17 protein-coding genes, 1 tRNA gene and 2 pseudogenes are annotated in these 26967 nt (G+C 70.7%); 10 read left to right on the forward strand and 10 right to left on the reverse strand.

The genetic code is table 11. The features are described 5' to 3' along the window. The first annotated feature begins 106 nt into the window (after positions 1 to 106). Together gltB and KYY02_RS07645 are read left to right on the forward strand one after the other, a co-directional pair. Complete coding sequence (gene gltB / locus KYY02_RS07640; protein ID WP_371236777.1) at positions 107 to 4714, forward strand: glutamate synthase large subunit; 4608 nt, start codon at positions 107 to 109, stop codon at positions 4712 to 4714. Then, positions 4707 to 6170 carry a glutamate synthase subunit beta gene (locus tag KYY02_RS07645; RefSeq protein WP_371236779.1) on the forward strand — a complete coding sequence of 488 codons (1464 nt, stop codon included), beginning with the start codon at positions 4707 to 4709 and terminating at the stop codon, positions 6168 to 6170. The genes gltB and KYY02_RS07645 overlap by 8 nt, the downstream gene beginning before the upstream one ends. A 124-nt stretch (positions 6171 to 6294) precedes the next feature. Here the strand turns inward: KYY02_RS07645 and KYY02_RS07650 are convergent, their stop codons facing one another. Together KYY02_RS07650 and KYY02_RS07655 are read right to left on the reverse strand one after the other, a co-directional pair. Then, positions 6295 to 7209 (reverse strand): chitosanase, encoded by a 915-nt coding sequence (locus KYY02_RS07650; RefSeq protein WP_371236780.1) that lies wholly within the window; start codon positions 7207 to 7209, stop codon positions 6295 to 6297. Continuing rightward, positions 7206 to 8132, reverse strand: a complete 927-nt coding sequence (locus tag KYY02_RS07655) for a rhomboid family intramembrane serine protease (protein WP_371236781.1) — start codon at positions 8130 to 8132, stop codon at positions 7206 to 7208. Before KYY02_RS07655 ends, KYY02_RS07650 begins: the two co-directional genes overlap by 4 nt. A 143-nt stretch (positions 8133 to 8275) precedes the next feature. On the opposite strand from KYY02_RS07655, the gene KYY02_RS07660 reads away from it, so the two are divergent. After that, a complete protein-coding gene (locus KYY02_RS07660; protein WP_371236782.1) occupies positions 8276 to 9001 on the forward strand; it encodes a VWA domain-containing protein in 726 nt (241 codons plus the stop codon). 97 nt (positions 9002 to 9098) lie between these two features. Here KYY02_RS07660 and KYY02_RS07665 read toward each other — a convergent pair whose 3' ends face one another. Beyond that, on the reverse strand, positions 9099 to 9995 hold the full coding sequence (locus tag KYY02_RS07665) for a hypothetical protein (protein ID WP_371236783.1): 897 nt from the start codon (positions 9993 to 9995) through the stop codon (positions 9099 to 9101). An 81-nt stretch (positions 9996 to 10076) separates the two neighbouring features. On the opposite strand from KYY02_RS07665, the gene KYY02_RS07670 reads away from it, so the two are divergent. The 4 genes and pseudogenes from KYY02_RS07670 to KYY02_RS07685 all read left to right on the forward strand — a co-directional run bounded on the left by KYY02_RS07670 (position 10077) and on the right by KYY02_RS07685 (position 15274). Continuing rightward, positions 10077 to 10454 (forward strand): chorismate mutase, encoded by a 378-nt coding sequence (locus KYY02_RS07670; RefSeq protein WP_371236784.1) that lies wholly within the window; start codon positions 10077 to 10079, stop codon positions 10452 to 10454. A gap of 110 nt (positions 10455 to 10564) precedes the next feature. Continuing rightward, a pseudogene (locus KYY02_RS07675) lies at positions 10565 to 11104 on the forward strand (response regulator). 48 nt (positions 11105 to 11152) lie between these two features. Then, positions 11153 to 13750: an aminopeptidase N gene (pepN, locus tag KYY02_RS07680; protein WP_371236785.1), complete on the forward strand. Its 2598-nt coding sequence runs from the start codon at positions 11153 to 11155 to the stop codon at positions 13748 to 13750. Positions 13751 to 13882: 132 nt separating this feature from the next. After that, positions 13883 to 15274, forward strand: a complete 1392-nt coding sequence (locus tag KYY02_RS07685; protein ID WP_371236787.1) for a lysine N(6)-hydroxylase/L-ornithine N(5)-oxygenase family protein — start codon at positions 13883 to 13885, stop codon at positions 15272 to 15274. Positions 15275 to 15300: 26 nt separating this feature from the next. On the opposite strand, the gene KYY02_RS07690 is transcribed toward KYY02_RS07685, so the two are convergent. After that, positions 15301 to 17115: a bifunctional metallophosphatase/5'-nucleotidase gene (locus tag KYY02_RS07690; RefSeq protein ID WP_371236788.1), complete on the reverse strand. Its 1815-nt coding sequence runs from the start codon at positions 17113 to 17115 to the stop codon at positions 15301 to 15303. A 153-nt stretch (positions 17116 to 17268) separates the two neighbouring features. Here KYY02_RS07690 and KYY02_RS07695 point away from each other — a divergent pair. Then, positions 17269 to 17951: pseudogene (locus KYY02_RS07695) on the forward strand (SIMPL domain-containing protein); the annotation flags it as partial. Between the two features lie 136 nt (positions 17952 to 18087). Continuing rightward, a complete protein-coding gene (gene pyk / locus KYY02_RS07700; protein WP_371236789.1) occupies positions 18088 to 19524 on the forward strand; it encodes a pyruvate kinase in 1437 nt (478 codons plus the stop codon). A 102-nt stretch (positions 19525 to 19626) separates the two neighbouring features. On the opposite strand, the gene KYY02_RS07705 is transcribed toward pyk, so the two are convergent. After that, a tRNA-Leu gene (locus KYY02_RS07705) sits at positions 19627 to 19699 on the reverse strand. A gap of 105 nt (positions 19700 to 19804) precedes the next feature. On the opposite strand from KYY02_RS07705, the gene KYY02_RS07710 reads away from it, so the two are divergent. Beyond that, a complete protein-coding gene (locus KYY02_RS07710) occupies positions 19805 to 20461 on the forward strand; it encodes an ANTAR domain-containing response regulator (protein WP_371236790.1) in 657 nt (218 codons plus the stop codon). 67 nt (positions 20462 to 20528) lie between these two features. On the opposite strand, the gene KYY02_RS07715 is transcribed toward KYY02_RS07710, so the two are convergent. The 5 genes from KYY02_RS07715 to KYY02_RS07735 all read right to left on the reverse strand — a co-directional run bounded on the left by KYY02_RS07715 (position 20529) and on the right by KYY02_RS07735 (position 26285). After that, the gene (locus tag KYY02_RS07715) at positions 20529 to 21245 is read right to left on the reverse strand and encodes an ABC transporter ATP-binding protein (protein WP_371236791.1); all 717 of its coding nucleotides are present in this window, start codon (positions 21243 to 21245) and stop codon (positions 20529 to 20531) included. Beyond that, positions 21242 to 22165: an ABC transporter ATP-binding protein gene (locus tag KYY02_RS07720; protein WP_371236792.1), complete on the reverse strand. Its 924-nt coding sequence runs from the start codon at positions 22163 to 22165 to the stop codon at positions 21242 to 21244. Before KYY02_RS07720 ends, KYY02_RS07715 begins: the two co-directional genes overlap by 4 nt. Positions 22166 to 22170: 5 nt before the next feature. Beyond that, a complete protein-coding gene (locus KYY02_RS07725) occupies positions 22171 to 23997 on the reverse strand; it encodes a branched-chain amino acid ABC transporter permease (protein WP_371236794.1) in 1827 nt (608 codons plus the stop codon). A 5-nt stretch (positions 23998 to 24002) separates the two neighbouring features. Then, on the reverse strand, positions 24003 to 24935 hold the full coding sequence (locus tag KYY02_RS07730) for a branched-chain amino acid ABC transporter permease (RefSeq protein WP_371236795.1): 933 nt from the start codon (positions 24933 to 24935) through the stop codon (positions 24003 to 24005). Positions 24936 to 25049: 114 nt separating this feature from the next. Continuing rightward, the gene (locus KYY02_RS07735) at positions 25050 to 26285 is read right to left on the reverse strand and encodes a branched-chain amino acid ABC transporter substrate-binding protein (RefSeq protein ID WP_371236797.1); all 1236 of its coding nucleotides are present in this window, start codon (positions 26283 to 26285) and stop codon (positions 25050 to 25052) included. Positions 26286 to 26967 lie beyond the last annotated feature (682 nt).

Below are 26967 nucleotides of genomic sequence, written 5' to 3' on the forward strand. Positions count from 1 at the left end.
GAACTGCTCCATCATGTAACCTGCACCAGCTTTTGCTTCTCACGCAGAGGGCCAACGTCGTCCCTCGGCACCTGCCACATGCCACATGACGACGACGGGAGAGCCGATGCGTACGCCGCGCCAGCCGTCCCAGCACTCCACGAACGACCGCCTGAGCTGGTCGTTCATGGATGCTCGCCCTGCTGCGCAGGGTATGTACGACCCCCGCAACGAACACGACGCCTGCGGCGTCGGTTTCGTCGCCACCCTCACGGGCGAGGCGTCCCACACCCTGGTGGAGCAGGCCCTCACGGTCCTGCGCAACCTCGAACACCGCGGTGCCACCGGCTCCGAGCCGGACTCCGGTGACGGTGCCGGAATCCTCTCCCAGGTTCCCGACGCCTTCTTCCGCGAGGTGGCCGGATTCGAACTGCCCGAGGCCGGCGGCTACGCCGTCGGTACCGCCTTCCTGCCGGAGGACGGCGCCGGCGCCGACGCCGCCGTCGCCCGCATCGAGGAGATCGCCGCCGCCGAGGACCTGACCGTCCTCGGCTGGCGCGAGGTGCCGGTCGCGCCCGACCTGCTCGGCGCCACCGCCCGCTCGACGATGCCGGTCTTCCGCCAGGTCTTCGTCACCGCCGGTGAGAGCCGGGGCATCGACCTCGACCGCAAGGCGTTCGTGCTGCGCAAGCGCGCCGAGCGCGAGGCGGGCGTCTACTTCCCGTCGCTGTCCGCGCGGACCATCGTCTACAAGGGCATGCTGACCACCGGCCAGCTCGAGCCCTTCTTCCCGGACCTGTCCGACCGCCGCTTCGGCTCCGCGATCGCGCTGGTGCACTCCCGGTTCTCCACGAACACCTTCCCGTCGTGGCCGCTCGCACACCCGTACCGCTTCGTCGCGCACAACGGTGAGATCAACACCGTCAAGGGCAACCGCAACTGGATGCGCGCCCGCGAGTCCCAGCTGGTCTCGGACCTGTTCGGGAGCGAGGACAGGAACCTCGAGCGGATCTTCCCGGTCTGCACGCCCGACGCCTCGGACTCCGCCTCCTTCGACGAGGTCCTCGAACTGCTGCACCTGGGCGGGCGTTCGCTGCCGCACTCCGTGCTGATGATGATCCCGGAGGCGTGGGAGAACCACAGCTCCATGACCCCGGCCCGGCGCGCCTTCTACCAGTACCACTCCGCGATGATGGAGCCCTGGGACGGCCCCGCCTGCGTCACCTTCACCGACGGCACCCAGGTCGGCGCCGTACTCGACCGCAACGGCCTGCGCCCCGGCCGCTACTGGGTCACCGACGACGGTCTGGTCGTCCTCGGCTCCGAGGTCGGCGTCCTCGACATCGACCCGGCGAAGGTCGTCCGCAAGGGCCGCCTCCAGCCCGGCCGCATGTTCCTGGTCGACACCGCCGAGCACCGCATCATCGAGGACGACGAGATCAAGGACGGGCTCGCCGCCGAGCACCCCTACGCGGAGTGGCTCGAGGCCGGCGAGATCGAGCTGTCCGACCTGCCCGAGCGCGAGCACATCGTGCACACCCACGCCTCGGTCGCCCGCCGCCAGCAGACCTTCGGCTACACCGAGGAGGAGCTGCGCGTCCTCCTCGCGCCGATGGCCAAGGCCGGCGCCGAGCCGATCGGCTCGATGGGCACCGACTCGCCGATCGCCGCGCTGAGCGAGCGTCCGCGTCTGCTCTTCGACTACTTCACCCAGCTGTTCGCGCAGGTCACCAACCCGCCGCTGGACGCGATCCGCGAGGAACTGGTCACCTCCCTGCGCTCCTCGCTCGGCCCGCAGGGCAACCTGCTGGAGCCGACCGCCGCGGCGTGCCGCAGCGTCACCCTGCCCTTCCCGGTGATCGACAACGACGAGCTGGCCAAGCTCATCCACATCAACGCCGACGGCGACATGCCCGGCTTCAAGGCCGCGACCCTGTCCGGCCTGTACCGGGTGTCCGGCGGCGGCGACGCGCTCGCCGCCCGCATCGAGGACATCTGCGCCGAGGCCGACGCGGCCATCGGGAACGGCGCCCGTCTGATCGTCCTGTCCGACCGGCACTCCGACGCCGAGCACGCGCCGATCCCGTCGCTGCTGCTCACCGCGGCCGTCCACCACCACCTCATCCGTACCAAGCAGCGCACCCAGGTGGGCCTGCTGGTCGAGGCCGGCGACGTCCGCGAGGTCCACCACGTCGCCCTGCTCATCGGCTACGGCGCCGCCGCCGTCAACCCGTACCTGGCGATGGAGTCCGTCGAGGACCTGGTCCGCGCGGGCACCTTCCTGCCGGACATCGAGCCCGAGAAGGCCATCCGCAACCTGATCCACGCCCTCGGCAAGGGCGTCCTGAAGGTCATGTCCAAGATGGGCATCTCCACCGTCGCCTCCTACCGCGGCGCCCAGGTCTTCGAGGCCGTCGGCCTCGAGGACGCCTTCGTGGAGAAGTACTTCAACGGCACCGCCACCAAGATCGGCGGCGTCGGCATCGACGTCGTCGCCGAGGAGGTCGCCGCCCGCCACGCCAAGGCGTACCCCGCCTCGGGCATCGCTCCCGCGCACCGCACGCTGGAGATCGGCGGCGAGTACCAGTGGCGCCGCGAGGGCGAGCCGCACCTGTTCGACCCGGAGACGGTCTTCCGCCTCCAGCACTCCACGCGCTCCGGCCGCTACGACATCTTCAAGAAGTACACCGAGCGGGTGAACGAGCAGTCCGAGCGGCTGATGACGCTCCGCGGGCTCTTCGGCTTCAAGTCCGACCGGCAGCCGATCCCCCTCGACGAGGTCGAGCCGGTCTCCGAGATCGTCAAGCGGTTCTCCACCGGCGCCATGTCGTACGGATCCATCTCCCGTGAGGCGCACGAGACGCTCGCCATCGCCATGAACCAGCTGGGCGGCAAGTCCAACACCGGTGAGGGCGGCGAGGACCCGGAGCGCCTGTACGACCCGGCCCGCCGCTCCTCGATCAAGCAGGTCGCCTCCGGCCGCTTCGGCGTGACCTCCGAGTACCTGGTCAACTCCGACGACATCCAGATCAAGATGGCCCAGGGCGCCAAGCCCGGCGAGGGCGGCCAGCTGCCCGGCCACAAGGTCTACCCGTGGGTGGCGAAGACCCGGCACTCGACGCCGGGCGTGGGCCTCATCTCCCCGCCGCCGCACCACGACATCTACTCCATCGAGGACCTCGCCCAGCTGATCCACGACCTGAAGAACGCCAACCCCCAGGCGCGCATTCACGTCAAGCTGGTCTCCGAGGTCGGCGTCGGCACCGTCGCCGCGGGCGTCTCCAAGGCCCACGCGGACGTCGTGCTGATCTCCGGTCACGACGGCGGCACCGGCGCCTCCCCGCTGACGTCGCTCAAGCACGCCGGCGGCCCCTGGGAGCTCGGCCTCGCCGAGACCCAGCAGACCCTGCTGCTCAACGGCCTGCGCGACCGGATCGTCGTGCAGACCGACGGCCAGCTCAAGACCGGCCGTGACGTGGTCGTCGCCGCGCTGCTGGGCGCCGAGGAGTTCGGCTTCGCCACCGCGCCGCTGGTCGTCTCCGGCTGCGTCATGATGCGCGTCTGCCACCTGGACACCTGCCCGGTCGGCATCGCCACCCAGAACCCCGTCCTGCGGGACCGGTTCTCCGGCAAGGCCGAGTACGTCGTGAACTTCTTCCGGTTCATCGCCGAGGAGGTCCGCGAGCTCCTCGCCGAGCTGGGCTTCCGCTCCATCGAGGAGGCCGTCGGCCACGCCGAGATGCTCGACGTGACCCGCGCGGTGAACCACTGGAAGGCGCAGGGCCTGGAGCTGGCCCCGCTGTTCCACGTCCCCGAGCTGCCCGAGGGTGCCGTCCGCCACCAGGTCGTCGCCCAGGACCACGGCCTGGAGAAGGCGCTCGACAACGAGCTGATCAAGCTCGCCGCCGACGCGCTCGCCGCGTCCGGCGCCGAGGACGCCCAGCCGGTGCGCGCCCGGGTCGCCATCCGCAACATCAACCGCACGGTCGGCACCATGCTCGGCCACGAGGTGACGAAGAAGTTCGGCGGTGCGGGCCTGCCCGACGACACCATCGACATCACCTTCACCGGTTCCGCCGGCCAGTCCTTCGGTGCCTTCGTCCCGCGCGGTGTCACGCTGCGCCTGGAGGGCGACGCCAACGACTACGTCGGCAAGGGCCTGTCCGGCGGGCGGATCATCGTCCGCCCGGACCGCGGCGCCGGCCACCTCGCCGAGTACTCGACCATCGCGGGCAACACGATCGCGTACGGTGCGACCGGCGGCGAGCTGTTCCTGCGCGGTCGTACGGGCGAGCGGTTCTGCGTCCGCAACTCCGGCGCGCTGGTCGTCTCCGAGGGCGTGGGCGACCACGGCTGCGAGTACATGACCGGCGGTCACGCGGTCGTCCTCGGCGAGACCGGGCGCAACTTCGCGGCCGGCATGTCCGGCGGCATCGCCTACGTCATCGACCTGGACCGGGACAACGTCAACGCCGGCAACCTGGACGCCGTCCAGGAGCTGGACGACGCCGACCGGCGGTGGCTGCACGACGTGGTCCGCCGCCACCAGGAGGAGACGGGCTCCACCGTCGCCGAGAAGCTGCTCGCCGAGTGGGACACCGCCGTGCGGCGCTTCAGCAAGATCATTCCCAGCACGTACAAGGCAGTGCTCGCCGCCAAGGACGCCGCCGAGCGAGCCGGTCTGTCCGAGACCGAGATCACCGAGAAGATGATGGAGGCGGCGATCAATGGCTGATCCGAAGGGCTTTCTGAACCACGGCCGCGAGGTCGCCAGGTCCCGCCCGGTCGAGGAGCGCAAGAAGGACTGGAACGAGGTCTACGTCCCCGGTTCCCTGCTGCCGATCATCAGCAAGCAGGCCAGCCGCTGCATGGACTGCGGCATCCCGTTCTGCCACAACGGCTGTCCGCTGGGGAACCTCATCCCCGAGTGGAACGACTACGCCTACCGCGAGGACTGGGGCGCCGCCTCCGAGCGGCTGCACGCCACCAACAACTTCCCGGAGTTCACCGGCCGCCTGTGCCCCGCTCCGTGCGAGTCGGCGTGCGTGCTCGGCATCAACCAGCCGCCGGTCACCATCAAGAACGTCGAGGTCTCGATCATCGACAAGGCGTGGGAGGCCGGTGACGTCGCCCCGCGGATCCCCGAGCGCCTGTCCGGCAAGACCGTCGCGGTCGTCGGCTCGGGCCCCGCGGGTCTGGCCGCCGCCCAGCAGCTGACCCGGGCCGGCCACACGGTCGCGGTGTACGAGCGCGCGGACCGCGTCGGCGGCCTGCTGCGCTACGGCATCCCCGAGTTCAAGATGGAGAAGCGGCACATCAACCGCCGTATCGAGCAGATGCGCGCGGAGGGCACCAAGTTCCGCACCGGCATCGAGATCGGCCGCGACATGCCGGCCACCGCGCTGCGCAAGCGGTACGACGCCGTGGTCCTCGCCGTCGGCGCCACGACCGCGCGCGACCTGCCGGTACCCGGCCGTGAACTCAAGGGCGTCCACCAGGCCATGGAGTACCTGCCGCTGGCCAACAAGGTGCAGGAGGGCGACTACGTCTCCCCGCCGATCTCGGCCGAGGGCAAGCACGTCGTGGTGATCGGCGGCGGTGACACCGGCGCCGACTGCGTGGGCACCGCCCACCGCCAGGGCGCGGCCTCCGTCACCCAGCTGGAGATCATGCCCCGTCCGGACGAGGAGCGGAACCCGGTCTCCCAGCCGTGGCCGACGTTCCCGATGCTCTACAAGGTCACGTCCGCCCACGAGGAGGGCGGTGAGCGGATCTACTCCGTCTCCACCACCCACTTCGAGGGCGACGAGGACGGCAACGTCCAGTGGCTGCACCTCACCGAGGTGGAGTTCGTCGCCGGCAGGCCGACCCCGAAGCCGGGCACGGAGCGCAAGATCCCGGCCCAGCTGGTCACCCTCGCCATGGGCTTCACCGGCACCGACCGGGACAACGGCCTGGTCGAGCAGTTCGGCCTGGAGCTCGACGAGCGCGGTAACATCGCCCGCGACGCCGACTTCCAGACCAACGTGCCCGGCGTGTTCGTCGCCGGTGACGCCGGCCGCGGCCAGTCGCTCATCGTGTGGGCGATCGCGGAGGGCCGCTCGGCCGCCCGCGGCTGCGACCGCTTCCTCACCGGGGTGAGCGAGCTGCCGGCCCCGATCCGCCCGACGGACCGCGCGCTGACGGTCTGACGGAGCGGTTCACCAGGTGACCTGACGGTCCCTCGCACACGTCCCGTACAACGGCGTACGGAACACGTGGTGGCGCCTGCCCGCCAGTCCCCGACCGGACGACTGGGCAGGCGCCTCCGCGCGTTCAGGGAAGCCTGTAGTGGTCCCCGTACATCTCCCACACCAGCGGGGTGTCCAGGCCCAGGTTCCCGGCCTCGAGGAACCGGCGCTGGGCCGTGTCGACGCGGGAGGCGTCGTGCCCCGGGTACCGGGTCAGCATGGCCTCGCGTCGGACGTCGAGGAAGGCGTCCAGGTACCTCTCCTCGGAGCCCCCGGCGGCGGGCGTCTTCGCCTGCCTCAGCGCGCGCTCGCGCAGGGCGTAGAAGCCGTCCGCGTCGGTGTCGGGGCCGTGGAAGACCATCGCGTCGAAGTAGACGAACTGGCCCAGCGTGCCAAGGCCGTCCAGCTTGGCGAGCCGGACCGCCGGCTCGAAGTAGATGCGGTCGCGCGCCGCCTCCTGCGCCTCGCGGAAGGCGGGCACCTCCGCCTCCGCCTCCCATGCGGCCGGGAAGCCGGGGTCCAGGCCCTCGTGGGAGTCCGAGCCGTCGACCTCGCGCAGGGCGGGCAGATAGGACGCCAGCCCGTTGTCCGGGTGGTCCTCGGTGTAGCGCTCGACCAGCATGAGCAGGTCGTGGGTGCCGGTGCAGAAGCCGACGATCCCCGCCGTGTACCCGCAGCCGTCGCCCTCGTCCTCGACCGCCCCGTAGGTGGTGCGCCAGTCGGTGGTCGAGTGCTCGGCGCTCGCCACCAGCTGCTGGGCCAGCTCCTTCTTCGCGGGGGCGGCCAGTCCCGCCGGCATGCCGGCGACGACCGCGTCGTCCTTCTCCCGCTCCCGCTCGTGTTCCTGCTCGGCCCGGTCCTTGGCGTCCTCACGGGCCGACCGGGCGGTGGCCGCGGGCGGCGCCGACGGGGCGTCGGCCGAGTCCGTCGGCATGATGAAGTACACCCCCGTGGCGATCACGGGAACGGCAGCGAGGAGCAGCACACCGGCACGTTTCACTGGGGGATACCTCCACCTGTCAGTTCGGACACCTTGACCACCGCCGCCGTCCCCAGCACCACCACCAGCGCCACGCACGCGCCCACCTGCACCGCCGCCCGCCGTCCGTCCCTGGGGGCGTGGGCGAACGCCAGCGCCACCGCGCCGCCCGCCAGCAGCCCGCCGAGGTGCCCCTCCCAGGACGTGACGAGCGCGGAGACCACCAGCCACAGCAGCAGTCCTCCGACGAACCGGTTGACCCGGTCCATGTCGGCCCCGATGCGCCGGGCCATCACGTAGTACGCGGCCCCCACCCCGAAGATCGCGCCGGACGCGCCGACCACGGCGTCCCCGGGCGCGAGCAGCAGCACCAGCACCGAACCGCCCAGCGCCGACAGCAGATACAGGGCGAGGTAGTGCACCCGGCCCAGCATCGGCTCGACGAGCCGGCCCAGGTTCCACAGCGCCGCCATGTTCATCACGATGTGCAGGATCCCGAACGTGCCCTCGGTGGGCGGCAGGTGCAGGAACGCGCCGGTCAGCAGCCGGTACCACTCCCCGCCCGCCAGGCCCTCCGGAGTGAAGCCCCCGGGGTACGGGTCGACCCACAGGTAGTGCTCGCCGTCCGGTCCGAGCAGCCCCGCGCCCACCATCGCGAACCGGTCCACGATCTCCGGCCGCGCCAGCTCCGCCAGGTACACCAGCACATTGAGGACGATCAGCACGTACGTCACCACGGGCACCGCCGAGACCCGGCCGCCCACCAGGGTGCGGGCCTGCCGCACCGACCGCGCGCCCTCCTTGACGCACTCGGGGCACTGGTGGCCCACGGCCGCCTCGTGCATGCAGGCCGGGCAGATGTACCGCTCGCAGCGGGTGCAGCGGACGTGGCACTCCACCTTGGGGTGGCGGTAGCAGGTGGTGACGACGGACTCGGGATCCACGGGCCGGCTCCTCGGGAGGGAAGGGACAGGAATGAGCCGGTGGGGACGGCGGCGAACAAAATAGCGAACACCGGTGACGCGAGCGGAGGCCGGGGTGACGTGCCGTACGCTCGGTGCCAGTTCCATGACCGAGGGGGAGTCGTATGGCCGCGATCAGTCTGCGCAAGATCGAGGAGACGGCACCCGCGCTGGTCAGCCTCTACAAGACCGCCGGGGTCTCGCTCGCCGAGCACGGTCTGGACGGGCTGCGCGCCGCGGTCTACCTGGTGGTCGACTACTCCGGCTCGATGAAGCCGTACTACAGGGACGGCAGTGTGCAGACGCTCGCCGACCGGGTGCTGGGCCTGGCGGCGCACCTCGACGACGACGGCACCGTGCCGGTCGTCCTCTTCTCCACCGACGTCGACGCCGTCACCGACATCGCCCTCGCCGATCACCGGGGCCGTGTCGAACGGATCGTGTCGGGCCTCGGCCACATGGGCAGGACCAGCTACCACCTGGCGATGGACGCGGTCATCGACCACTACCTGGACAGCGGCTCCACGGCCCCCGCCCTGGTGGTCTTCCAGACCGACGGCGGCCCCGTCAACAGACTCGCCGCGGAGAAGTACCTCTGCAAGGCCGCACGCCTCCCGCTGTTCTGGCAGTTCGTCGGCTTCGGCGACCCCCGCAGCAGACAGTTCGACTACCTGCGCAGACTCGACGACCTGGCGGTCCCGGCGAAGCGCGTGGTCGACAACGCGGGCTTCTTCCACGCGGGCGAGGACCCGCGCGAGGTCCCGGACGCCGACCTGTACGACCGTCTGGTGGGCGAGTTCTCGAAATGGCTGGTGGCAGCAGGCTCACAGGGGATCATCCGCGAGCCGTAGCGCCCCGACGGGGCGCGGGGCTGCGTCGATCCGCGGCTCCGCCGCGTGGGCGTGGGCGCTCCCCGCATCCGGGCCCGGAATCCGAGCGGCGGCACCGTCAGGTGTCGCACTCCAGCACCGTCCGGCACAGTCCGCAACGCGCGCGCACCCGCCCCTGTACCGGCACACGGATCCGCTGATGGCACGTAGGACAGGGGAACGACACCCGCAGGGAGCCGTGTTCGGCCGGAGCGAAGCTGTAGGCAACCTCCGGCCGCCCCGCGGACGCGCGATGGTCCTGCGCGTGGCGTCGCTCCCGCGCGTACCGCCGCCGTCCGGCCCAGCCGGCTCCTGTCAGCGGCGGCTGCTCGGCGTCCCGGCGGGCCGCCGCCAGACCCTTCGTGTACGCCGTGTACGCCTGCGCGCTGGTGAACCACACCGACGGGTCCTCCCCGAACACCAGCGACCGCTTCGCCAGCACGTACCCGAACTCCTCCGGCGTGAGGTACCCCAGCTTCTGCGACGACACCCCGTCCTCCCGGAACGCGTCCAGCAGCAGCCACCCCGCGCCCAGGTACGTCGCCGTCGTGTCCGTCAGGATCTCGTTCTCCCGCGTCCCCGGGAACGACAGGTCCAGCCGGTGCAGGTACACGTGCGCCACCTCGTGCGCCAGGGCCGCCCCGATGTCCCGCCGATGCGTCCGGAACCGGTCGTTCAGCTCGACGAAGTACTCCGGCCCGGCCGCCAGTTCCACGTTCGCCGCGTGCGTCATCTCCCGGAACCCGACGATCAGCCGCGCGTCCGGCAGCCGGTAGTGCCGCACCAGCTCGCGGGCCACCCGCTGCGCCCCCAGATGGAGGTCGTCCGTGTCGCAGAACGCCACGTCGGCGGGCGCCACGCTCACCGAGAAGGTGCGGACCGTGTCGTACGACAGCCTCCGGTACAGCGCGGTGACGGCCGCCCGCACCGTCTCCAGGTGCGGGTAACCGTGCTCGACCGGTCCGCCGTTCGCCACGCCTCACCCCCGGACGCCCTGAACCCGGTTCCACTGTACGGGCCCGCCCCGACCCGTGCCCGCCCCGTAAGGTGACCGACCATGACCACCAGCAACACCACCACCGGTGAGGTCGACCCCGCCGTCCGCGAGGAGCTCGCCCGGCTGCGCGACAGCATCGACAACATCGACGCGGCCGTCGTCCACATGCTCGCCGAACGCTTCAAGTGCACCCAGCAGGTCGGCCGGCTCAAGGCCGCGCACCAGCTGCCGCCCGCCGACCCGGGCCGGGAGGCCCGCCAGATCGCCCGGCTGCGCGCCCTCGCCGAGAACGCCAAACTCGACCCGGCCTTCGCGGAGAAGTTCCTGAACTTCATCATCGCGGAGGTGATCCGCCACCACGAGCGCATCGCCGAGGACACCCTGGGCGGCGCCGCGCCCTCGGCGAACCACACCACGACGTCCTCCCCCGGGGAGTGACGGACCCGCCAGCGCGGGGCATGCTGCGCTGTGCGCTCCTTGTCGGCCGGCGGGCACCACCCGCCGGTCCCCGGACAGCCGTCCGGTCCCTCGCGAGGAGGGACGCGCGCATGCCGCCGAACGCCCGGATCCTCGTCGTCGACGACCACGAGGGCTCCCTCTACGCCCTGGAGAGCGCCCTGGCCCCGCCGGGTCACCCGCTGCCGGGCCACCAGCGGCGACGAGGCCCCCGAGCGACTGCTGCGCGGGAACGTCGGCCTGCTGCTCCTCGACGTCGAGCCGTCCGACGCCGGCCGGCTCGACGTCGTCCGCTCCATGCGGCGCCTGGAGCGGACCCGGCTCATCCCCGTCGTCCTGCTCACCGGACACGCCCGCGACCCGCAGGTCGGCGCCGCCGCGTACGCCCTCGGCGTAGCCGACCTCGTCACCCGACCGGTGGACCCGTGGGCGCTGCGCACCAGGATCCGTCATCTCCACGACGCGCACCAGCGCCACCTCGCCCGCAACGTGAGATCCGCGCCCTGCGCGCCCGGCTCGGGGAACGCACCGGCACCCCCGGACATACCGCCCCGCCCCACCCTCGCGCGCACATACCACCCGGACAGCCCGCCGGGGCGCACCCCGGGGAGCTCGAACGAGACCGGACATAGGGCGCGTACCCGATCCGCCCCTGTGGTTCGGCGACCGCATCAGGCAGCATGGCCCGCATGTCCGTACTGACGCGCGACGAAGCGCAGAACCGAGCACAGCTCCTCGACGTCCACCGCTACACGATCGAACTCGACCTGAGCGGTGGCGACGAGACGTTCGACTCCCGCACCCTGATCAGGTTCAGCGCCCGCACGAACGCGGACACCTTCGTCGAGCTCAAGCCCGCCGAGCTGCGCTCCGTCACCCTCGACGGACAGCCCCTGGACACCGACTCCCTCGACGGCGGCCGGCTGCCGCTGAAGAACCTCACCGCCGGCGAGCACGAACTGCGCGTCGACGCGAGCATGCGCTACTCCCGCACCGGCGAGGGCATGCACCGCTTCACCGATCCCACCGACGGCGAGACCTACGTCTACACCCAGCTGTTCCTCGACGACGTGCAGCGCGTCTTCGCCGCCTTCGACCAGCCCGACCTCAAGGCCGTCTTCGAGACGACCGTCATCGCCCCCGAGGGCTGGACCGTCCTCTCCAACGGCATCACCGAGCACACCGGCAAGGGCGTGTGGCGGGCCGCCCCCACCCCGCCGATCTCCACCTACCTCGTCGCCGTCGCGGCCGGCCCCTGGCACTCCGTGCGCACCGAGCACCGGGGACTGCCCTTCGGCATCCACTGCCGCCGCTCCCTCGCCCCCCACCTGGAGGCGGACACCGAGGAGCTCCTCGGCATCACCCGCGCCTGCTTCGACCGCTACCACGAGAAGTTCGAGGAGCCCTACCCCTTCGACTCCTACGACCAGGCGTTCGTCCCCGAGTTCAACGCCGGCGCCATGGAGAACCCCGGACTGGTCACCTTCCGCGACGAGTTCGTCTACCGCTCCGCCGTCACCGACACCGAGCGCCAGACCCGCGCGATGGTCGTCGCCCACGAGATGGCCCACATGTGGTTCGGCGACCTCGTCACCCTGAAGTGGTGGGACGACATCTGGCTGAACGAGTCCTTCGCCGAGTACATGGGCTACCAGACCCTCACCGAGGCGACCCGTTTCACCGACACCTGGACCGACTTCGGCGTCACCCGCAAGCCCTGGGGCTACGACGCCGACCAGCGGCCCTCCACCCACCCCGTCGCCCCCGACGACGTCGTGGACACCGCTTCCGCCCTGCTCAACTTCGACGGCATCTCCTACGCCAAGGGCGCCTCCGCCCTGCGCCAGCTCGTCGCCTGGCTCGGCGAGAAGGACTTCCTCGCCGGCATCAACACCCACTTCCAGCGGCACCGGTTCGGCAACGCCGGTCTCGCCGACTTCCTCGACTCCCTCGCCGCCGCCACCGACCGCGACGTCCACGCCTGGGCCGACGCCTGGCTGCGCACCACCGGCGTCGACATCCTCGCCCCCGAACCGAGCAACGGCGACAACGTCCACTGGCGCCTCGGCATCGGGCACCGGGGCAGCGGCGGGGTCCGGCCCGGGGCCGACCCCGACGAGGACCTCCACGGCCCGGAGCACGTCGGCGGGACCCTCCCGGAGGGCGGCATGCGCCCGCACCGCATCGCCGTCGGCGTCTACGACCGCGACCTCCACGACGCCGGCCGGCTCACCCTGCGCGACCGCTTCGAGGCGGACATCCCCGCCCACGAGAACATCGTCGTCAGCACCGGCGGCGCCCGCCCCGCCCTCGTCGTCCTCAACGACGGCGACCTCACCTACGCCAAGATCCGCTTCGACGCCGAGTCCCTGGACACCCTGCGGACCCACCTGTCCGGCCTGCCCGAACCCCTCACCCGCGCGGTGGTGTGGAGCGCGCTCAGGGACGCCGTCCGGGACGGCGAGCTGCCCGCGGGCGACTTCCTGGACATCGCCCGCGCCCACCTCCCGCACGAGACCGACCTCGCCCTCGTCCAGGGCGTCCTCGCCTTCGCCTGCGTCCACATCGCCGACCGCTACCTCACTCCCGACCGGCGGCCCGCCGCACTCGCGACCCTCACCGAACTCTGCCGCGACCTCATCCGACGCACCGAGGACGGCGACCACCCCGGCCTGCGCCTGATCGCCGTACGACACCGCATCGACACCGCCGCCCACCCCGACACCATCGCCGCCTGGCTCGCCGACGGCACCGTCCCGGGCGGCCCCGAACTCGACCCCGAACTGCGCTGGCGCGTCCTCGCCCGCCTCGCCGTGCTCGGCGCCACCGACGAGGCGGCCATCGCCGAGGAGCTGCGGCGCGACCCCAGCGCCACCGGCCAGGAGGGCGCCGCCCGCTGCCGCGCCGCCCTGCCCGACGAGGAGGCCAAGGCCCGCGCCTGGGAGGCCATGTTCGGTTCCTCCGACGACCGGGCCGACCTGTCCAACTACCTCTTCGCCGCCACCGCCCGGGGCTTCTGGCAGCCCGGGCAGGCCGACCTCGTACGGCCCTACGTGTCCCGCTACTTCAAGGACGCCGTCGCCGTCGCCGCCCGCCGCGGCCCCGCCATCGCCGAGGCCGCCGGACGCTGGGCCTTCCCCGCCCACGCCGTCGACGCCGAGACCCTGAAGCTCGGCCGGAAGTGCCTGCGCAAGGCCGACCCGGTCCCCGCCCTGCGCCGCCGGCTCGTCGACCAACTCGACGACCTGGCCCGTGCCCTGCGCGTACGGCAGGTGTGATCCGACGCCCGGCGAACACCCCTCGAAGGGGACCTACCCCCTTCGAGGGGTGTTCGCCGGGCTTTTCGGGCGTAGCCGCTCACTCCCGTCCAAGCTGGACCCTCCCGTGCACCGTGCCCCGGAGGACAGTCCATGAGCACCCCGCCCCACGACCTCGTCGGCGTCGGCATCGGCCCCTTCAACCTCTCCCTCGCCGCCCTCGCCCACCCCCTCCCCGGACTCCGCACCGCCTTCTACGACCGGAACCCCCGCTTCACCTGGCACCCCGGCCTGCTCCTCGACGACGCCACCGTCCAGGTGCCCTTCCTCGCCGACCTCGTCACCCTTGCCGATCCCACCAGCCCCTGGACCTTCCTCAACCACCTCAGAGCCCGCGAACGCCTCTACCCGTTCTATTTCGCCGAGCACTTCCACATCCGCCGCACCGAGTACGACGCCTACTGCCGCTGGGTCGCCGAGCACCTTCCCGCACTCCACTTCGGCCACCACGTCGACACCGTCCGCTGGGACCCGGGGCGTGCCCTGTTCGAGGTGGGCCTCACCCGGCTCGATCCGGACGGGCGGGCCGCCTCCGCGGGCCGCGTCCACGCACGCCACCTCGTCCTCGGCGTCGGCACCGAGCCCTGGGTGCCCGAGCCGCTGCGGCCCCTCGCCGACGCCCCCGACGTCCCCGTCGTCCACTCCGACGACTACCTCACCCACCGTGACACCCTCCTCGCCGCGGGCCACGTCACCGTCGTCGGCACCGGACAGTCCGGCGCGGAGGTCTTCCTCGACCTGCTGCGCCACCGGCCCGTCGGCCGGGAACGCCTCCACTGGATCGGCCGCACCGAGGCCTTCGCCCCCATGGAGTACTCGAAACTCGGCCTGGAGCACTTCACCCCCGACCACACCCGCTACTTCCACGCCCTGCCCGAACCCGTCCGCGACCGGCTCGTCCCCGCCCAGTGGCAGCTCCACAAGGCCGTCGACGCCGGCACCCTCGCCGCCCTCCACGACGAGCTCTACCGGCGCACCCTCCACGGCGGCTGGCCCGACACCGTCCTCACCCCCGCCGTCCACGTCCGCGCCGCCGGCCGTCTCGGCCCCGCCCGCGTCGAACTCCACCTCGAACACACGGTGCAGCACACCCGCGCCCGCCTCGCCACCGACGCCGTCGTCCTCGCCACCGGCCACCGCGGACGCCCCCTCGACGACCTCCTCGCACCCCTCGCCCCCCGGCTGCGCCGCGACCGCGCCGGCCGGCCCCGCGTCGACGCGCACTTCCGCCTCGACCTGGACCCCTCGATCACCGGCAGCGTCTACGTCCAGAACGCCGAGCTCCACACCCACGGCGTCGGCGCCCCCGACCTCGGCCTCGCCGCCTGGCGCAGCGCCACGATCCTCAACCACCTCACCGGCCGCCCGGCCTACCCCCAGCCCACCCGCACCGCCTTCACCACCTTCGGCCTCCGCCCCCTGACGCCGCAGGTCCCGCCCGCCCGGCGAGCCGCACGGCTCACCCCACTGGCGGACGGGACCTGAACATCACCCGAACGGAGGGACGACGATCAGAACACCGGTGTGCCGTCCCGTGTCAGCCTCCAGTCCACCGACGCGAAGTCCGCCGGGTCCAGCACACCCTTCGCCGTCACCCACTCCGCGATCCGCGTCCGGATCTCCGTCGACTCCGACCACAGCTCCTTCGCCGCCGCCACGTGCGGGAACGCGCCACCGCCGTTCGCCCGGTAGTTGTTCACCGCGAACACGAACTGCGCCGCGTCGTCCAGCGGGGCGCCGCCGTGGGCCAGGTTCCTGATGCGCGAACCCGCCGGCCGGGCGATGTCGATGTCGTAGGTGAGCCCCGACACGTAGTCGTAGTTGTAGTCCGGACGGCCGCCCGCGTTCGTCAGCTTGTCCACGTCCACCGCCGCACCGGCCGCCGTCCGCACGAAGTACTCCGCCGAGTACTCCAGGTACGCCCGGACCTGCGCGCCCGTCATCAGCTTCGCCACCAGCGTGTTGTCGTACACGTACAGGCTCGACAGGTCCCGGATCGTCACCTCGCCCGCCGGGATCTGGGAGGTCCGCGAGAACGGCGACGCCTGCGACAGCACCGGCAGCGAGGCGTACTCGGTGCCCGCGAGGGCCGCCCTGACCACGTCCTCCTGCACCTTGCCGATCAGGTCGATGATCGGCGCGTCCCGGTAGCGCGCCTCCGCCGTCGTCAGCGTCTCGGTCGCCGTCCCCACCACCTGGTTGACGTACTCCACCACCTGCGCGTGCTCGTCGCGCAGCAACCGGGTGATCCTCGGGTCGTCCTCGACCGTCGCCGCGTCCCGCAGCGACGCCTTCACCGACTCCACCCGCCACCGGCCCCGCTCGAGGACCAGCTCGAAGTCGAACAGCGTCAGCCGCTCCGCGTAGCACAGCGGCTCCGACAGCACGACCTCCCTGCCGGTCTCCTCGTTGGCGACCCGCAGCTCCGCGATCTCCCGGTGCGCGTGCCCGACCAGGATCGCGTCGATCCCCGGCACCTGCCGCGCCACGTTCGCCGCCGCGTTCTCCACGTACGGCAGCTGGTCACCGTACGAGGACGTGCCCGACGACCCCGAGTGCGCCGACACCACCACCACGTCCGCACCCATCGACCGCAGCTTCGGCACCCACTTCGCCGCCTGCTCCTCCAGACCCGGGAAGGTCAGCTTCCCCTGCACGTACGCCTTGTCCCAGATCGCGATGCCGGGATTGGTCAGCCCCAGTACCGCCACCTTCACCGGGGGAGCGCCCTTCACCCGGAACGTCTTGACGAAGTACGGCGGGAAGGCCGGCTTCAGCGTCTTCGCGTCCAGCGCGTTCGCGCCCAGCAACGGGAAGTCGCACTGCTCCTCGAACCTCCGCAGCGTCTCGATGCCGTAGTTGAACTCGTGGTTGCCGAGCGCCACCGCGTCGTACCCGATGGCGTTCATCGCCTGCGCCATCGGGTGCACCGGACCGCCCTCGGCGGTGATCGGGTCCACCTTCGCGAAGTAGTACGTCAGCGGGGTGCCCTGGATGGTGTCGCCCGCGTCCAGCAGCAGCGTGTTGCCCCGGCCCTTCTCCTCGCGCACCTGGTCCACCAGCGTCGACACCCGTGCCAGCCCCTGCGCGTTGCCGGCCGCGTCCGTGTACTCCGCGTCCTTGAAGTAGTCCCAGTTGAAGACGTGGCCGTGCAGGTCGGTCGTGCCCATCACCGTCAGCGCGTACCGCTTCACCGGCTTCCTCCCCCGTCCCGCCCCGGCGGTCCCGGCCGCCTCGGCCACGGGCACCGCCCCCGCACCCGTCAGCGCCACCCCCGCCCCCGTCACGGCGGACCTCTTCAGAAACTTCCGGCGGTTCAACGGCATGTCAGGCTCTCCTCGGACAACAACGGAACAACGCGCGTAGATTCGCCCGATGATTCTGGCCCGAACGAGCTCGTCCGGAACAGCCCCCGCAGGTTGCGATCCGATGTCCGGCAACCGCCTCGCCCTCGCACGGCCGGTGACACAGTGGGACGTATGGCCACCCCTCACCCGTACGGCACTCCGGCGCGCCCCACCTCGCCGTCCGCGGCGAGGCCCACCTCGAGACCGCCCCCGACCTCGCCCGCATCGCCGTCACCCTCACCGCCCGCGGCCGCGACCGGCGCACCACCCTCGACGACCTCACCCGCCGCAACGCGCAAGCCCCCGACCTGCTCACGTCCTACGGCGACGCCGTCGAGCACCTCGAAACCGGCATTCTCAGCGTCACCCCGGAACTCGGCTCCCACGGCCGCGGCGAGCGGATCCGCGCCCACCACGGCACCGTCCACCTCACCGCCGACCTGGGCGACTTCACCGTCCTCGGCGCACTCGTCACCCGCCTGGCCGATCTCGACCTCACCCGTGTCGACGGCCCCCGGTGAATCCTCCGCCCGGATTCCCCCGTCCACCGCGAGGCACGACGACAGGCGGTCCACGACGCCGTCCGGCGCGCCCGCGAATACGCCGAGGCGCTCGGCACCACCCTCGCCGCTCTCATCGAACTCACCGGCACCGGAGCGGGAGCCGGGCACCCCGACCCCTTCTCCCGCGCCCGCTCCACGGCGTTCGCCGCGGCCGCCGAGGACGCTCCGCCCCCGCCCCTCGACCTCGAACCCCGGCGGCAGCACGTCCACGCCGAGGTCGACGCCCGCTTCACCCTCCAGCCGCCCCGGCTGCAGAACCGACATTCGAACGCCCGTCGGAGCGGCTCGGTGCACCATTCAACACTTGTCAACGACCTTTCACCCGAAGGCCGTTGGGTCGTCATGTGCCACAGGATCGCTACCGGCCGGTAAGCCCTAGGCTCGACTTATGCGCCGAGCGAAAATCGTCTGCACACTGGGCCCCGCCACCGACTCGTACGATCGGATCAAGGCCCTGGTCGACGCCGGAATGGACGTCGCCCGACTCAACCTCAGCCACGGCGAACACGCCGAGCACGAGGAGCGCTACCGGCGGGTGCGCAAGGCCGCCGACGAAACGGGCCGCAGCGTCGGCCTCCTCGCCGACCTCCAAGGCCCGAAGATCCGCCTCGGCCGCTTCACCGAAGGCCCCGTACTCCTCGAACGCGGGGACACCTTCACCATCACCGTCGAAGAGGGCGCCGAAGGCGACCGCGACCTCTGCGGCACCACCTACGCCGGCCTCGCCGACGACGTCACCACCGGCGAACGCATCCTCGTCGACGACGGCAAGGTCACCCTCGAGGTCACCGCCGTCGACGGCCCCCGCGTCCGCACCACCGTCCTCGAAGGCGGCATGGTCTCCGACCACAAGGGCCTCAACCTCCCCGGCGTCGCCGTCTCCGTCCCCGCCCTCTCCAAGAAGGACGAGGACGACCTGCGCTGGGCGCTGCGCACCGGCTTCGACGTCGTCGCCCTCTCCTTCGTCCGCAGCGGACGCGACATCAAGGACGTCCACCGCATCATGGACGAGGAGGGCCGCCGCCTTCCCGTCATCGCCAAGGTCGAGAAACCCCAGGCCGTCGAGAACATCGACGACATCGTCGCCGCCTTCGACGGCATCATGGTCGCCCGCGGCGACCTCGGCGTCGAGATGCCCCTCGAACAGGTGCCGATCGTCCAGAAGCGAGCGATCAAACTCGCCAAGCGCAACGCCAAACCGGTCATCGTCGCCACCCAGATGCTCGACTCGATGATCGACAACGCCCGTCCCACCCGCGCGGAGGCCTCCGACGTCGCCAACGCCGTCATCGACGGCACCGACGCCGTCATGCTCTCCGGCGAGACCAGCGTCGGCAAGCACGCCGTCCAGACGGTGCGCACCATGGCCCGTATCGTGGAGGCCGCCGAGGAGGACATCCTCGCCAAGGGCCTCCCGCCCCTCACCGAACGCAACAAGCCCCGCACCCAGGGCGGCGCGGTCGCCCGTGCGGCGGCGGAGATGGGCGACTTCCTCGGCGCCCGTTTCCTGGTCGCCTTCACCCAGTCCGGCGACACCGCCCGCCGCCTCTCCCGCTACCGCAGCCCCATCCCGCTTCTCGCCTTCACCACCGACCCGGCCACCCGCTCCCGGCTCAGCCTCACCTGGGGCGTGGAGACCTTCCTGGGCCCGCACGTGGACACCACGGACGCGATGGTCGACCAGGTGGACGAACTGCTCCTGAAGTACGCCCGCTGCGAGAAGGGCGACACGGTCGTCATCACGGCGGGCTCCCCGCCGGGGGGCCCCGGCTCGACGAACCTGGTCCGTGTCCACCGCATCGGCGGGGACGACGGCCCGAAGTGACCGGGCGCCGGGCGCGCACGCTGGACCTGCGGCGAAAAGCGGATGCTCACCGGGAAGGTGGGCATCCGCCTTCACGTGGCGACCTTGGATATCAAGGAAAAGTACCCCGGGTCGGATTCGAACCGACGCTGGATGGTGTTTGAGACCATTGCCTCTACCGCTGGGCTACCGGGGCGCCCTGCAAAACGAAGGTCGACGGTCACCCGCCGTGCCCCCACCTTATCGCAGCTGGGTACGCTCTTGTCAGCAGTACCGGCCTGCCCCGCACCAAGGAGCCCACGTGAGCGCCCCCGAGTCGCCCCAGCCCGCAGACGCGCCCGATGACGACAAGTCGCACGTGCCTCCGATGACGACCCGTGTCGTGATCGCCGAGGACGAGGCGCTGATCCGGCTCGATCTCAAGGAGATGCTGGAGGAGGAGGGGTACTCCGTCGTCGGTGAGGCCGGTGACGGCGAGCAGGCCGTGGAGCTGGCGCGCGAGCACCGGCCCGACCTGGTGATCCTCGACGTGAAGATGCCGAAGCTGGACGGCATCTCGGCGGCGGAGAGGATCGCGGAGGAGAGCATCGCCCCGGTGCTGATGCTGACCGCGTTCTCGCAGCGTGACCTGGTGGAGCGGGCGCGGGACGCGGGCGCGATGGCGTACCTGGTGAAGCCGTTCAGCAAGAGCGACGTGGTGCCCGCGATCGAGATGGCGGTGTCGCGGTTCACGGAGCTGAAGGAGCTGGAGCGCGAGGTCGCGGATCTGAGCCAGCGGCTGGAGACGCGCAAACTGGTGGACCGCGCGAAGTCGGTGCTGCAGACGCAGTACGGGCTGACCGAGCCGGCGGCGTTCCGGTGGATCCAGAAGACGTCGATGGACCGGCGGATGTCGATGCAGCAGGTGGCACAGGCGGTCGTCGACGACGCCGAGGAGAAGAAGACGTCGAAGGGCTGACGTCGCCCGTGCGCGACGAAGGCCCGCGCTTCCTGTACGGCAGGAGCGCGGGCCTTCGTCGTGCGTCTCAGTCCTCGCCGAGGTAGGCCTTGCGGACGGACTCGTCGTGGAGGAGGTCCCGCCCGGTGCCGGAGAGGACGATGTTGCCGACTTCCATGACGTGACCGTGGTCGGCCAGGGAGAGGGCGGCCTGGGCGTTCTGCTCGACGAGCAGGATGGTGGTGCCCTGGGACCTGAGTTCGGCGATGGTCGCCATGATCTTCTGCATCATGATCGGCGAGAGGCCCATGGAGGGTTCGTCGAGCATGAGGAGCTGGGGCCGGGACATGAGGGCCCTGCCCATGGCGAGCATCTGCTGTTCTCCGCCGGAGAGGGTTCCGGCGGCCTGTTTGCGGCGTTCCCCGAGGATGGGGAAGAGGTCGTAGGCGCGCTGGATGTCCTTCTCGATGCCCGCCTTGTCGTTGCGGAGGAAGGCACCGAGGCGGAGGTTGTCCTCGATGGTCATGCGGGGGAAGATGTGCCGCCCCTCGGGGGAGTGGGCGAGCCCGAGGGAGACGATCTTGTGGGCGGGGGTCTTCTTGAGCGACTTGCCGTTGAACTTGATCTGGCCGCCGACGGGCTTGAGGAGCCCGGAGAGCGTGCGCAGGGTGGTGGTCTTGCCGGCGCCGTTGGTGCCGATGAGGGTGACGACTTCGCCGGCGCCGACCTTGAACGAGATGCCCTTGACGGCCTGGATCCTGCCGTAGGCGACTTTGAGGTCCTCGACCTCGAGGAGTGCGGTCATCGGTCGTTCTCCTTGCCGGGCGCGGCGTCCGTGGTGGCCTCGGCCCGTGTCCCCGCCTCTGCCCCTGTTTCCGCCCCGGTCGCGGCTTCGGCGGCGCCGGGGTCGTTCTCCATGGGTTCGCCGATGTAGGCGGCGATGACGCGTTCGTCTCCCTGGACGGTGGCCGGGTCGCCCTCGATGAGTTTCTGGCCCTGGACGAGGACGGCGACGCGGTCGCAGAGGTTGAAGATGAACCGCATGTCGTGCTCGATCACGAGGACGGCGGTGCCCTGGTCGCGGATGGCGAAGATGAGTTCCTCGGCCGCCCGGGTCTCCTGGGGGTTCATGCCGGCGGTGGGCTCGTCGAGGAGCAGCAGGCCGGGTTCGCTGGCGAGCGCGCGGGCGATCTCGAGCTTGCGCTGCTCGCCGTAGGGGAGGTTGCGTGCGAGGTGGTCGGCCTTGGCCGCAAGGCCGACGAACTCCAGGAGTTCCATGGCGCGGGTCCGGGAGGCGGCCTCGGCCTTGTGGAAGCCGGGTCCGCGCAGGACGGCCGACCAGAAGCCCTCCTTGGTGCGGGTGTGACGGCCGACGAGGACGTTCTCCAGGACGGTCATGTTGGCGAAGAGCCGGATGTTCTGGAAGGTCCGGGCGATGCCGGCGGCGGTGACCTTGAAGGACTTGGAGGGCAGGACCTTGCCCTTGTAGCGGACCTCGCCCTCGGTGGGGACGTAGAGGCCGGTGAGGCAGTTGAAGAAGGTGGTCTTGCCGGCGCCGTTCGGGCCGATGAGGCCGACGATCTCGCCGCTGCGGACGGTGAGGCCGACGTCGCGGACGGCGGTGAGGCCGCCGAAGCGCATGGTGACGCCGCGTGCGTCGAGGACGGTGTCTCCGGGGGCAGGTGTGCCCGGGGCGGTGCCCTTGGTGGTGGTGTCGGTGGTCATGGTGGTCAGGCCCCTGTCTTGCTCAGGACTGTGGGCGCGTCGGCCTCTTCGTGGAACTCCAGCTGGCGGCGTCGGCTGGGGATGAGGCCCTCGGGCCGGAAGCGCATCAGCAGAACCAGCGCGAGACCGAAGGCGAGGAGCTGGAAGTCGCCGAGGAACTGGAGTTTGTTGGGGATCAGGAAGAGCAGCGCGGCTCCGATGAGGGGTCCGGCGATGGTGCCCATGCCGCCGAGGACGACCGCGGCGAGCAGGAAGGCGGAGTTGGGCGGGGTGGTGCCGGCGAACAGGTACTGCTCGGGGGTCACGGTGTAGGTGACGTGTGCCTGGACGGTCCCGGCGAGGCCGGCGAGGGTGGCGCCGACGGCGAAGGCGATGAGCTTGACGCGGAAGCCGTTGATGCCCATGGCGAGGGCCGCGGTCTCGTCCTCGCGGATGGCGACCCAGGCGCGGCCGATGCGGGAGTCGCCGCTGCGCCGGAAGACGAGGACGACGACGGCCGTGATGAGCAGCATCAGGAAGAAGTAGTTCGCGAAACGGCCGATGGTGAAGCCGGCGATGTCGTGCTGGACGCCGAGGTCGAAGCCGAGGATCTTCAGGTCCGGGATGGAGGCGATGCCGTTGGAGCCGTTGGTGATGTCCGGACCCGAGGTGCCGTCGGTGTTGTTGACCGCGATGCGGAAGATCTCACCGAAGCCGAGGGTGACGATGGCGAGGTAGTCACCGCGCAGTCTCAGGGTCGGGGCGCCGATGAGGACGCCGAAGACCAGGGAGGCGACGGCCCCGACGAGCACGGCGGCCCAGAACGGGAAGTGGACGCCGAAGGGTGAGCTGGGGGAGCCGGAGACGAGGGCGGCGGCGTAGGCGCCGACGCCGAGGAAGGCGACGTACCCGAGGTCGAGCAGGCCGGCGAGGCCGACGACGATGTTCAGACCGAGGGCGACCGTGGCGAAGATGAGGATGTAGACGCCGAGTGTGGCGTACTGGTCGTCGGTCTGGGTGAAGGGGAAGCAGGCCGCCGCGATGAAGGCGCCGCAGACGGTGATGTTCTGGTGCCGTGCGGTGATCTGTGAGACGTGGGCGATCAGACCGGACCGGTTCAGGGCGCTGAAGCCGAAGCCGGCGGTGATCAGGAAGCCGACGAAGAGTTCGTCGTACTCGGTGCCGATGCCGTAGGTGAAGACGACCAGGGCCAACGCCAGGACGCCGACGATGATCAGGATCTCGACGGAGGACGGCAGGGTGCGCACCGGGCGGGGGCTGCCGGAGGCGAAGGCGGTCCGGAGGGTGGCCCAGCGGTGGCCGGTGTCGTGCTTGAACCGTTCCCAGCCGGTTTCGTCGGGGTCGATGGGGTCGGGTTCGGGCCGGTCGAAGGGGAGGGCGAGGGCGCCGAGGAGGGCTATGAGCGTGGCGGCGGCGGCGACATAGCCACCGGGTTCGAGGTTGACGAGGCCGCCGAGCTGGAAACTGATCGCGAGGACGGTGTACCAGGCGGTGGCGAAGGTGCCGAGCGTGGCGTACTTGAGGGCCGCGTCGCCGCCGGCCGGGGTGAGCCAGCCCAGCCCCCTGACGCCGTGGGAGGCGAGTCCGAAGAGGGTGGCGAGCGCGCCGCCCACGAGGACCAGGACCTGGAGTCCGCCGGGGTAGCCGTAGACGGTGAGGTCGCCGGGGAACTCGGCGGTCCAGGTCCAGGCGAGGAAGGTGGAGACGACGGCGAGGGCGCTGCCGCCGGTGGCGAGGGAGCGGCCGAGGTGCGGGGGGATGCCGATGAGGCCGGTGGGGGTGCTCACGGCGGGGGTGGTCGCGGTGTCGGAAGCGGTGGTCCGTGTGGTCATCGGTGTCACGCCCTGTCCGCGACGCGCTCGCCGAGCAGGCCCTGTGGCCGGAACAGGAGCACGAGGATGAGGAGGATGAAGGCCCAGACCTCGGCCCAGGACTGGCTGCCGAACTTGTCCAGGCCGGGAATGTCGGCGATGTAGGCGGTGGCCAGGGTCTCGACGACGCCGAGGACCACACCGCCGATCATGGCGCCGTAGATGTTGCCGATGCCGCCGAGGACTGCCGCGGTGAAGGCCTTGAGGCCGAGGATGAAGCCCATCTTGAAGTCGATCTGGCCGTACTTGAGGCCGCTGGCGACGCCTCCGACGGCGGCGAAGACGGCGCCGAGGGCGAAGGCGATCACGATGATGCGGTCGGTGTTGACGCCCATGAGCTTGGCGGTGTCCGGGTCCTGCGCGGTGGCCTGCATGCCGCGCCCGGTGCGGGTGCGCATCACGAAGTAGGCGAGGAAGGCCATGCTGGTGGGGGCGGCGATGAGCAGGAAGATGTCGCCGGTCTGGATGGTGGCGCCGCCGATGGTGAAGGGGCCGCCTTCGATCTGGGGGAAGGGCAGCTTGGACTTCGCCTCGGGGTAGAAGGCCCAGACGGCCTGCTGGAGCGCGAGGGAGAGGCCGATGGCGGTGATGAGCGGGGCCAGACGGGGCGCGCCGCGTAGGGGGCGGTAGGCGAACCGTTCCGCTCCGATGGCGACCAGGACCGAGACGATCACGGCGCCGAGCAGCATCAGGGGCAGTGCCACCCAGATGGAGGTGCCGTCGGGCAAGAGGTACAGGTGTACCGTGAGGGCGCCGAAGGCGCCGACCATGAAGATCTCGCCGTGGGCGAAGTTGATGAGCTGGACGATGCCGTAGACCATTGTGTAGCCGATGGCGACCAGGCCGTACATGGATCCCAGTAGCAGGCCGTTGACCAGCTGCTGCGGCAGTTCGTTCACCGCATGTCCTCCGAGACTTTCGGAATGTTCGACGGATGGGGCCGGATGCGAGTCCGCGCGGGGCGCCAGTGGAACGGCGCCCCGCGCGGCTCGTGGGAGTGGTGCGGGCGGCGGTCAGCCGGTGAAGGTGCCGGACTTCACCGTGGCCCAGTTGCCGTCCTTGACGGAGTACACGGTGAGCTGCTTGTTGGTGGCGTCACCGAACTCGTCGAAGGAGACCTTGCCGGTCACCCCGTCGAAGGAGACGTTCTGCATGGCGTCGACGACCTTGGCGCGCGCGTCGTCGGGGAGCTTTCCGTCGTTGTCCTCGACGACCTTCTTGACGGCCTCGATGATCGCCCAGGCGGAGTCGTAGGAGTAGCCGCCGTACGCCTCGAAGGCCTCCTCGTACCCGGCGTCCTTGTAGTTGGCGACGAACTCCTTGGCGGAGGGGAGCTCTTCGACGGGTGCGCCGACCGAGGTGGCGAGGTCGCCGGTACCGGCGGCGCCGGCCAGCTTGATGAAGTCGGCGCTGTAGATGCCGTCACCGCCGACCAGCGGGATCTTGGCACCGGCTTCCTTGATCTGCTTGCTCAGCGGTCCGGCCTGCGGGTACTCACCGCCGTAGTAGACGACATCGGCGCCGGAGTTCTTGACCTTGGTGGCGACCGCGCTGAAATCCTTGCTCTCGGGGTTGATGTGCTCGGTGCCGACGACCTGGCCGCCGAGCTTCTTGAACTCCTCGGTGAAGGTGGCGGCCAGACCGGCGCCGTAGGTCTTCTTGTCGTCGATGACGAAGACCTTCTTCTTCTTGGCGTCGTTGTGGACGTACTGTGCGGCGAACGGGCCCTGGATGGCGTCCGTGGTCGCGGTGCGGAAGTACGACTTGTACGGCCGGGCCTTCTCCTTCTGCCAGTTCACGCCCTGGGTCAGGGCGGGGTTGGTGTTGGCCGGGGAGACCTCCACCAGCTTGGCCGTGTCGAAGACCTTCTGCATCGACTCGCCGACGGAGGAGTTCAGCGGGCCGACGACGCCGAGCACGTCCTTGTTGGCGACGAGCTTGGTGGCGTTCTGCTGGCCGACGGAGGCCTGGCCCTGGTCGTCGAGGGCTTCGATCTCGAAGGTGACGCCCTCGACGTACTTCTCCTTGTTGGCGGTCTTCGCCGCGAGGTCCACGGAGTTCTTGATGCCGAGGCCGAGCGCGGACAGGTCACCGGTCAGCGGCGCGTCGACGCCGATGACCACGGTGGTGCCACCGTTGCCGGAGTCCGAGCTGCCGCCGCCGTCCTCGTCGCGGGAGCCGCAGGCGGTGAGGGTGAGTGCTCCCGCCGCCAGAGCGGCGGTGATGGCGATGAGCGAACGTTGACGCACGATCCAGTCCTTTCCCCTGACGGCCGCTTCCCGGTGGAAACGGACGAGTCGAGCGCTGGGCCGAGTGAGAATCGGGCGGCGCGGTGACTGGCGGTGACTCTAGGCGTGGGTGGGGAATGCGGAGGAGACTCTGGTCGAGGCTGTGACGCTCTTGTTATGACACGGCGTATCGCAGAGCGGTACCGAGTGGGGGGAAGAGCTGAATTCTCGCCGTTTTGCCCTGCCCGGATGCTGAGAAACCGCAGGACCGGGAGGGTTGGTTCAGGTGTATCGGCGGTTTTGGTGATTACCGTAAATCGTTGCTGCAGGCCACCTGTAGGGCCCTGGAGAGGGCCTGTGCGTACCGCGGTCCGAGGGTGAGGGTGCGCTCCTCCATTGCGTTCTTATTACGCGGAGTTACACCCAGGAAAAGGAGTCCGGCATTCCGTGGCACTTTTCCGCATTCCGTCACCCTTATGGTGAGGGTGATCCCGTGGGGGAGCCTGTTTTTGTCCGGAAAGGTGTGTGGGCCGGAGGTCACGGACAGCCCCGCGTATGGCTGGGATATTCGGGTGACGGCGACCGGAGGGTCGGATTCCGTTGTTGTCCCCACCTTGGGAGAGAAGTTCTACGGGGCGCTTTTCACGCCTGTGGCCTGCGTTTTCGGATCCCCGGAGGCGGTCGCCCGGCTCGGGTGGAGCGG

The sequence above is a fragment of the Streptomyces pimonensis genome (assembly GCF_041380215.1).
Taxonomy (GTDB): Bacteria; Actinomycetota; Actinomycetes; order Streptomycetales; family Streptomycetaceae; genus Streptomyces; species Streptomyces pimonensis.

What these genes read in the sequence shown, in the direction of transcription:
- KYY02_RS07685 (WP_371236787.1), top strand. Translation starts at nt 13,883, where the DNA reads ATGAGCACCCCGCCCCACGACCTCGTCGGCGTCGGCATCGGCCCCTTC.
- KYY02_RS07670 (WP_371236784.1), top strand. Translation starts at nt 10,077, where the DNA reads ATGACCACCAGCAACACCACCACCGGTGAGGTCGACCCCGCCGTCCGC.
- KYY02_RS07660 (WP_371236782.1), top strand. Translation starts at nt 8,276, where the DNA reads ATGGCCGCGATCAGTCTGCGCAAGATCGAGGAGACGGCACCCGCGCTG.
- KYY02_RS07720 (WP_371236792.1), bottom strand. Translation starts at nt 22,165, where the DNA reads ATGACCACCGACACCACCACCAAGGGCACCGCCCCGGGCACACCTGCC.
- pepN (WP_371236785.1), top strand. Translation starts at nt 11,153, where the DNA reads ATGGCCCGCATGTCCGTACTGACGCGCGACGAAGCGCAGAACCGAGCA.
- gltB (WP_371236777.1), top strand. Translation starts at nt 107, where the DNA reads ATGCGTACGCCGCGCCAGCCGTCCCAGCACTCCACGAACGACCGCCTG.
- KYY02_RS07645 (WP_371236779.1), top strand. Translation starts at nt 4,707, where the DNA reads ATGGCTGATCCGAAGGGCTTTCTGAACCACGGCCGCGAGGTCGCCAGG.
- KYY02_RS07715 (WP_371236791.1), bottom strand. Translation starts at nt 21,245, where the DNA reads ATGACCGCACTCCTCGAGGTCGAGGACCTCAAAGTCGCCTACGGCAGG.
- KYY02_RS07725 (WP_371236794.1), bottom strand. Translation starts at nt 23,997, where the DNA reads ATGACCACACGGACCACCGCTTCCGACACCGCGACCACCCCCGCCGTG.
- pyk (WP_371236789.1), top strand. Translation starts at nt 18,088, where the DNA reads ATGCGCCGAGCGAAAATCGTCTGCACACTGGGCCCCGCCACCGACTCG.
- KYY02_RS07690 (WP_371236788.1), bottom strand. Translation starts at nt 17,115, where the DNA reads ATGCCGTTGAACCGCCGGAAGTTTCTGAAGAGGTCCGCCGTGACGGGG.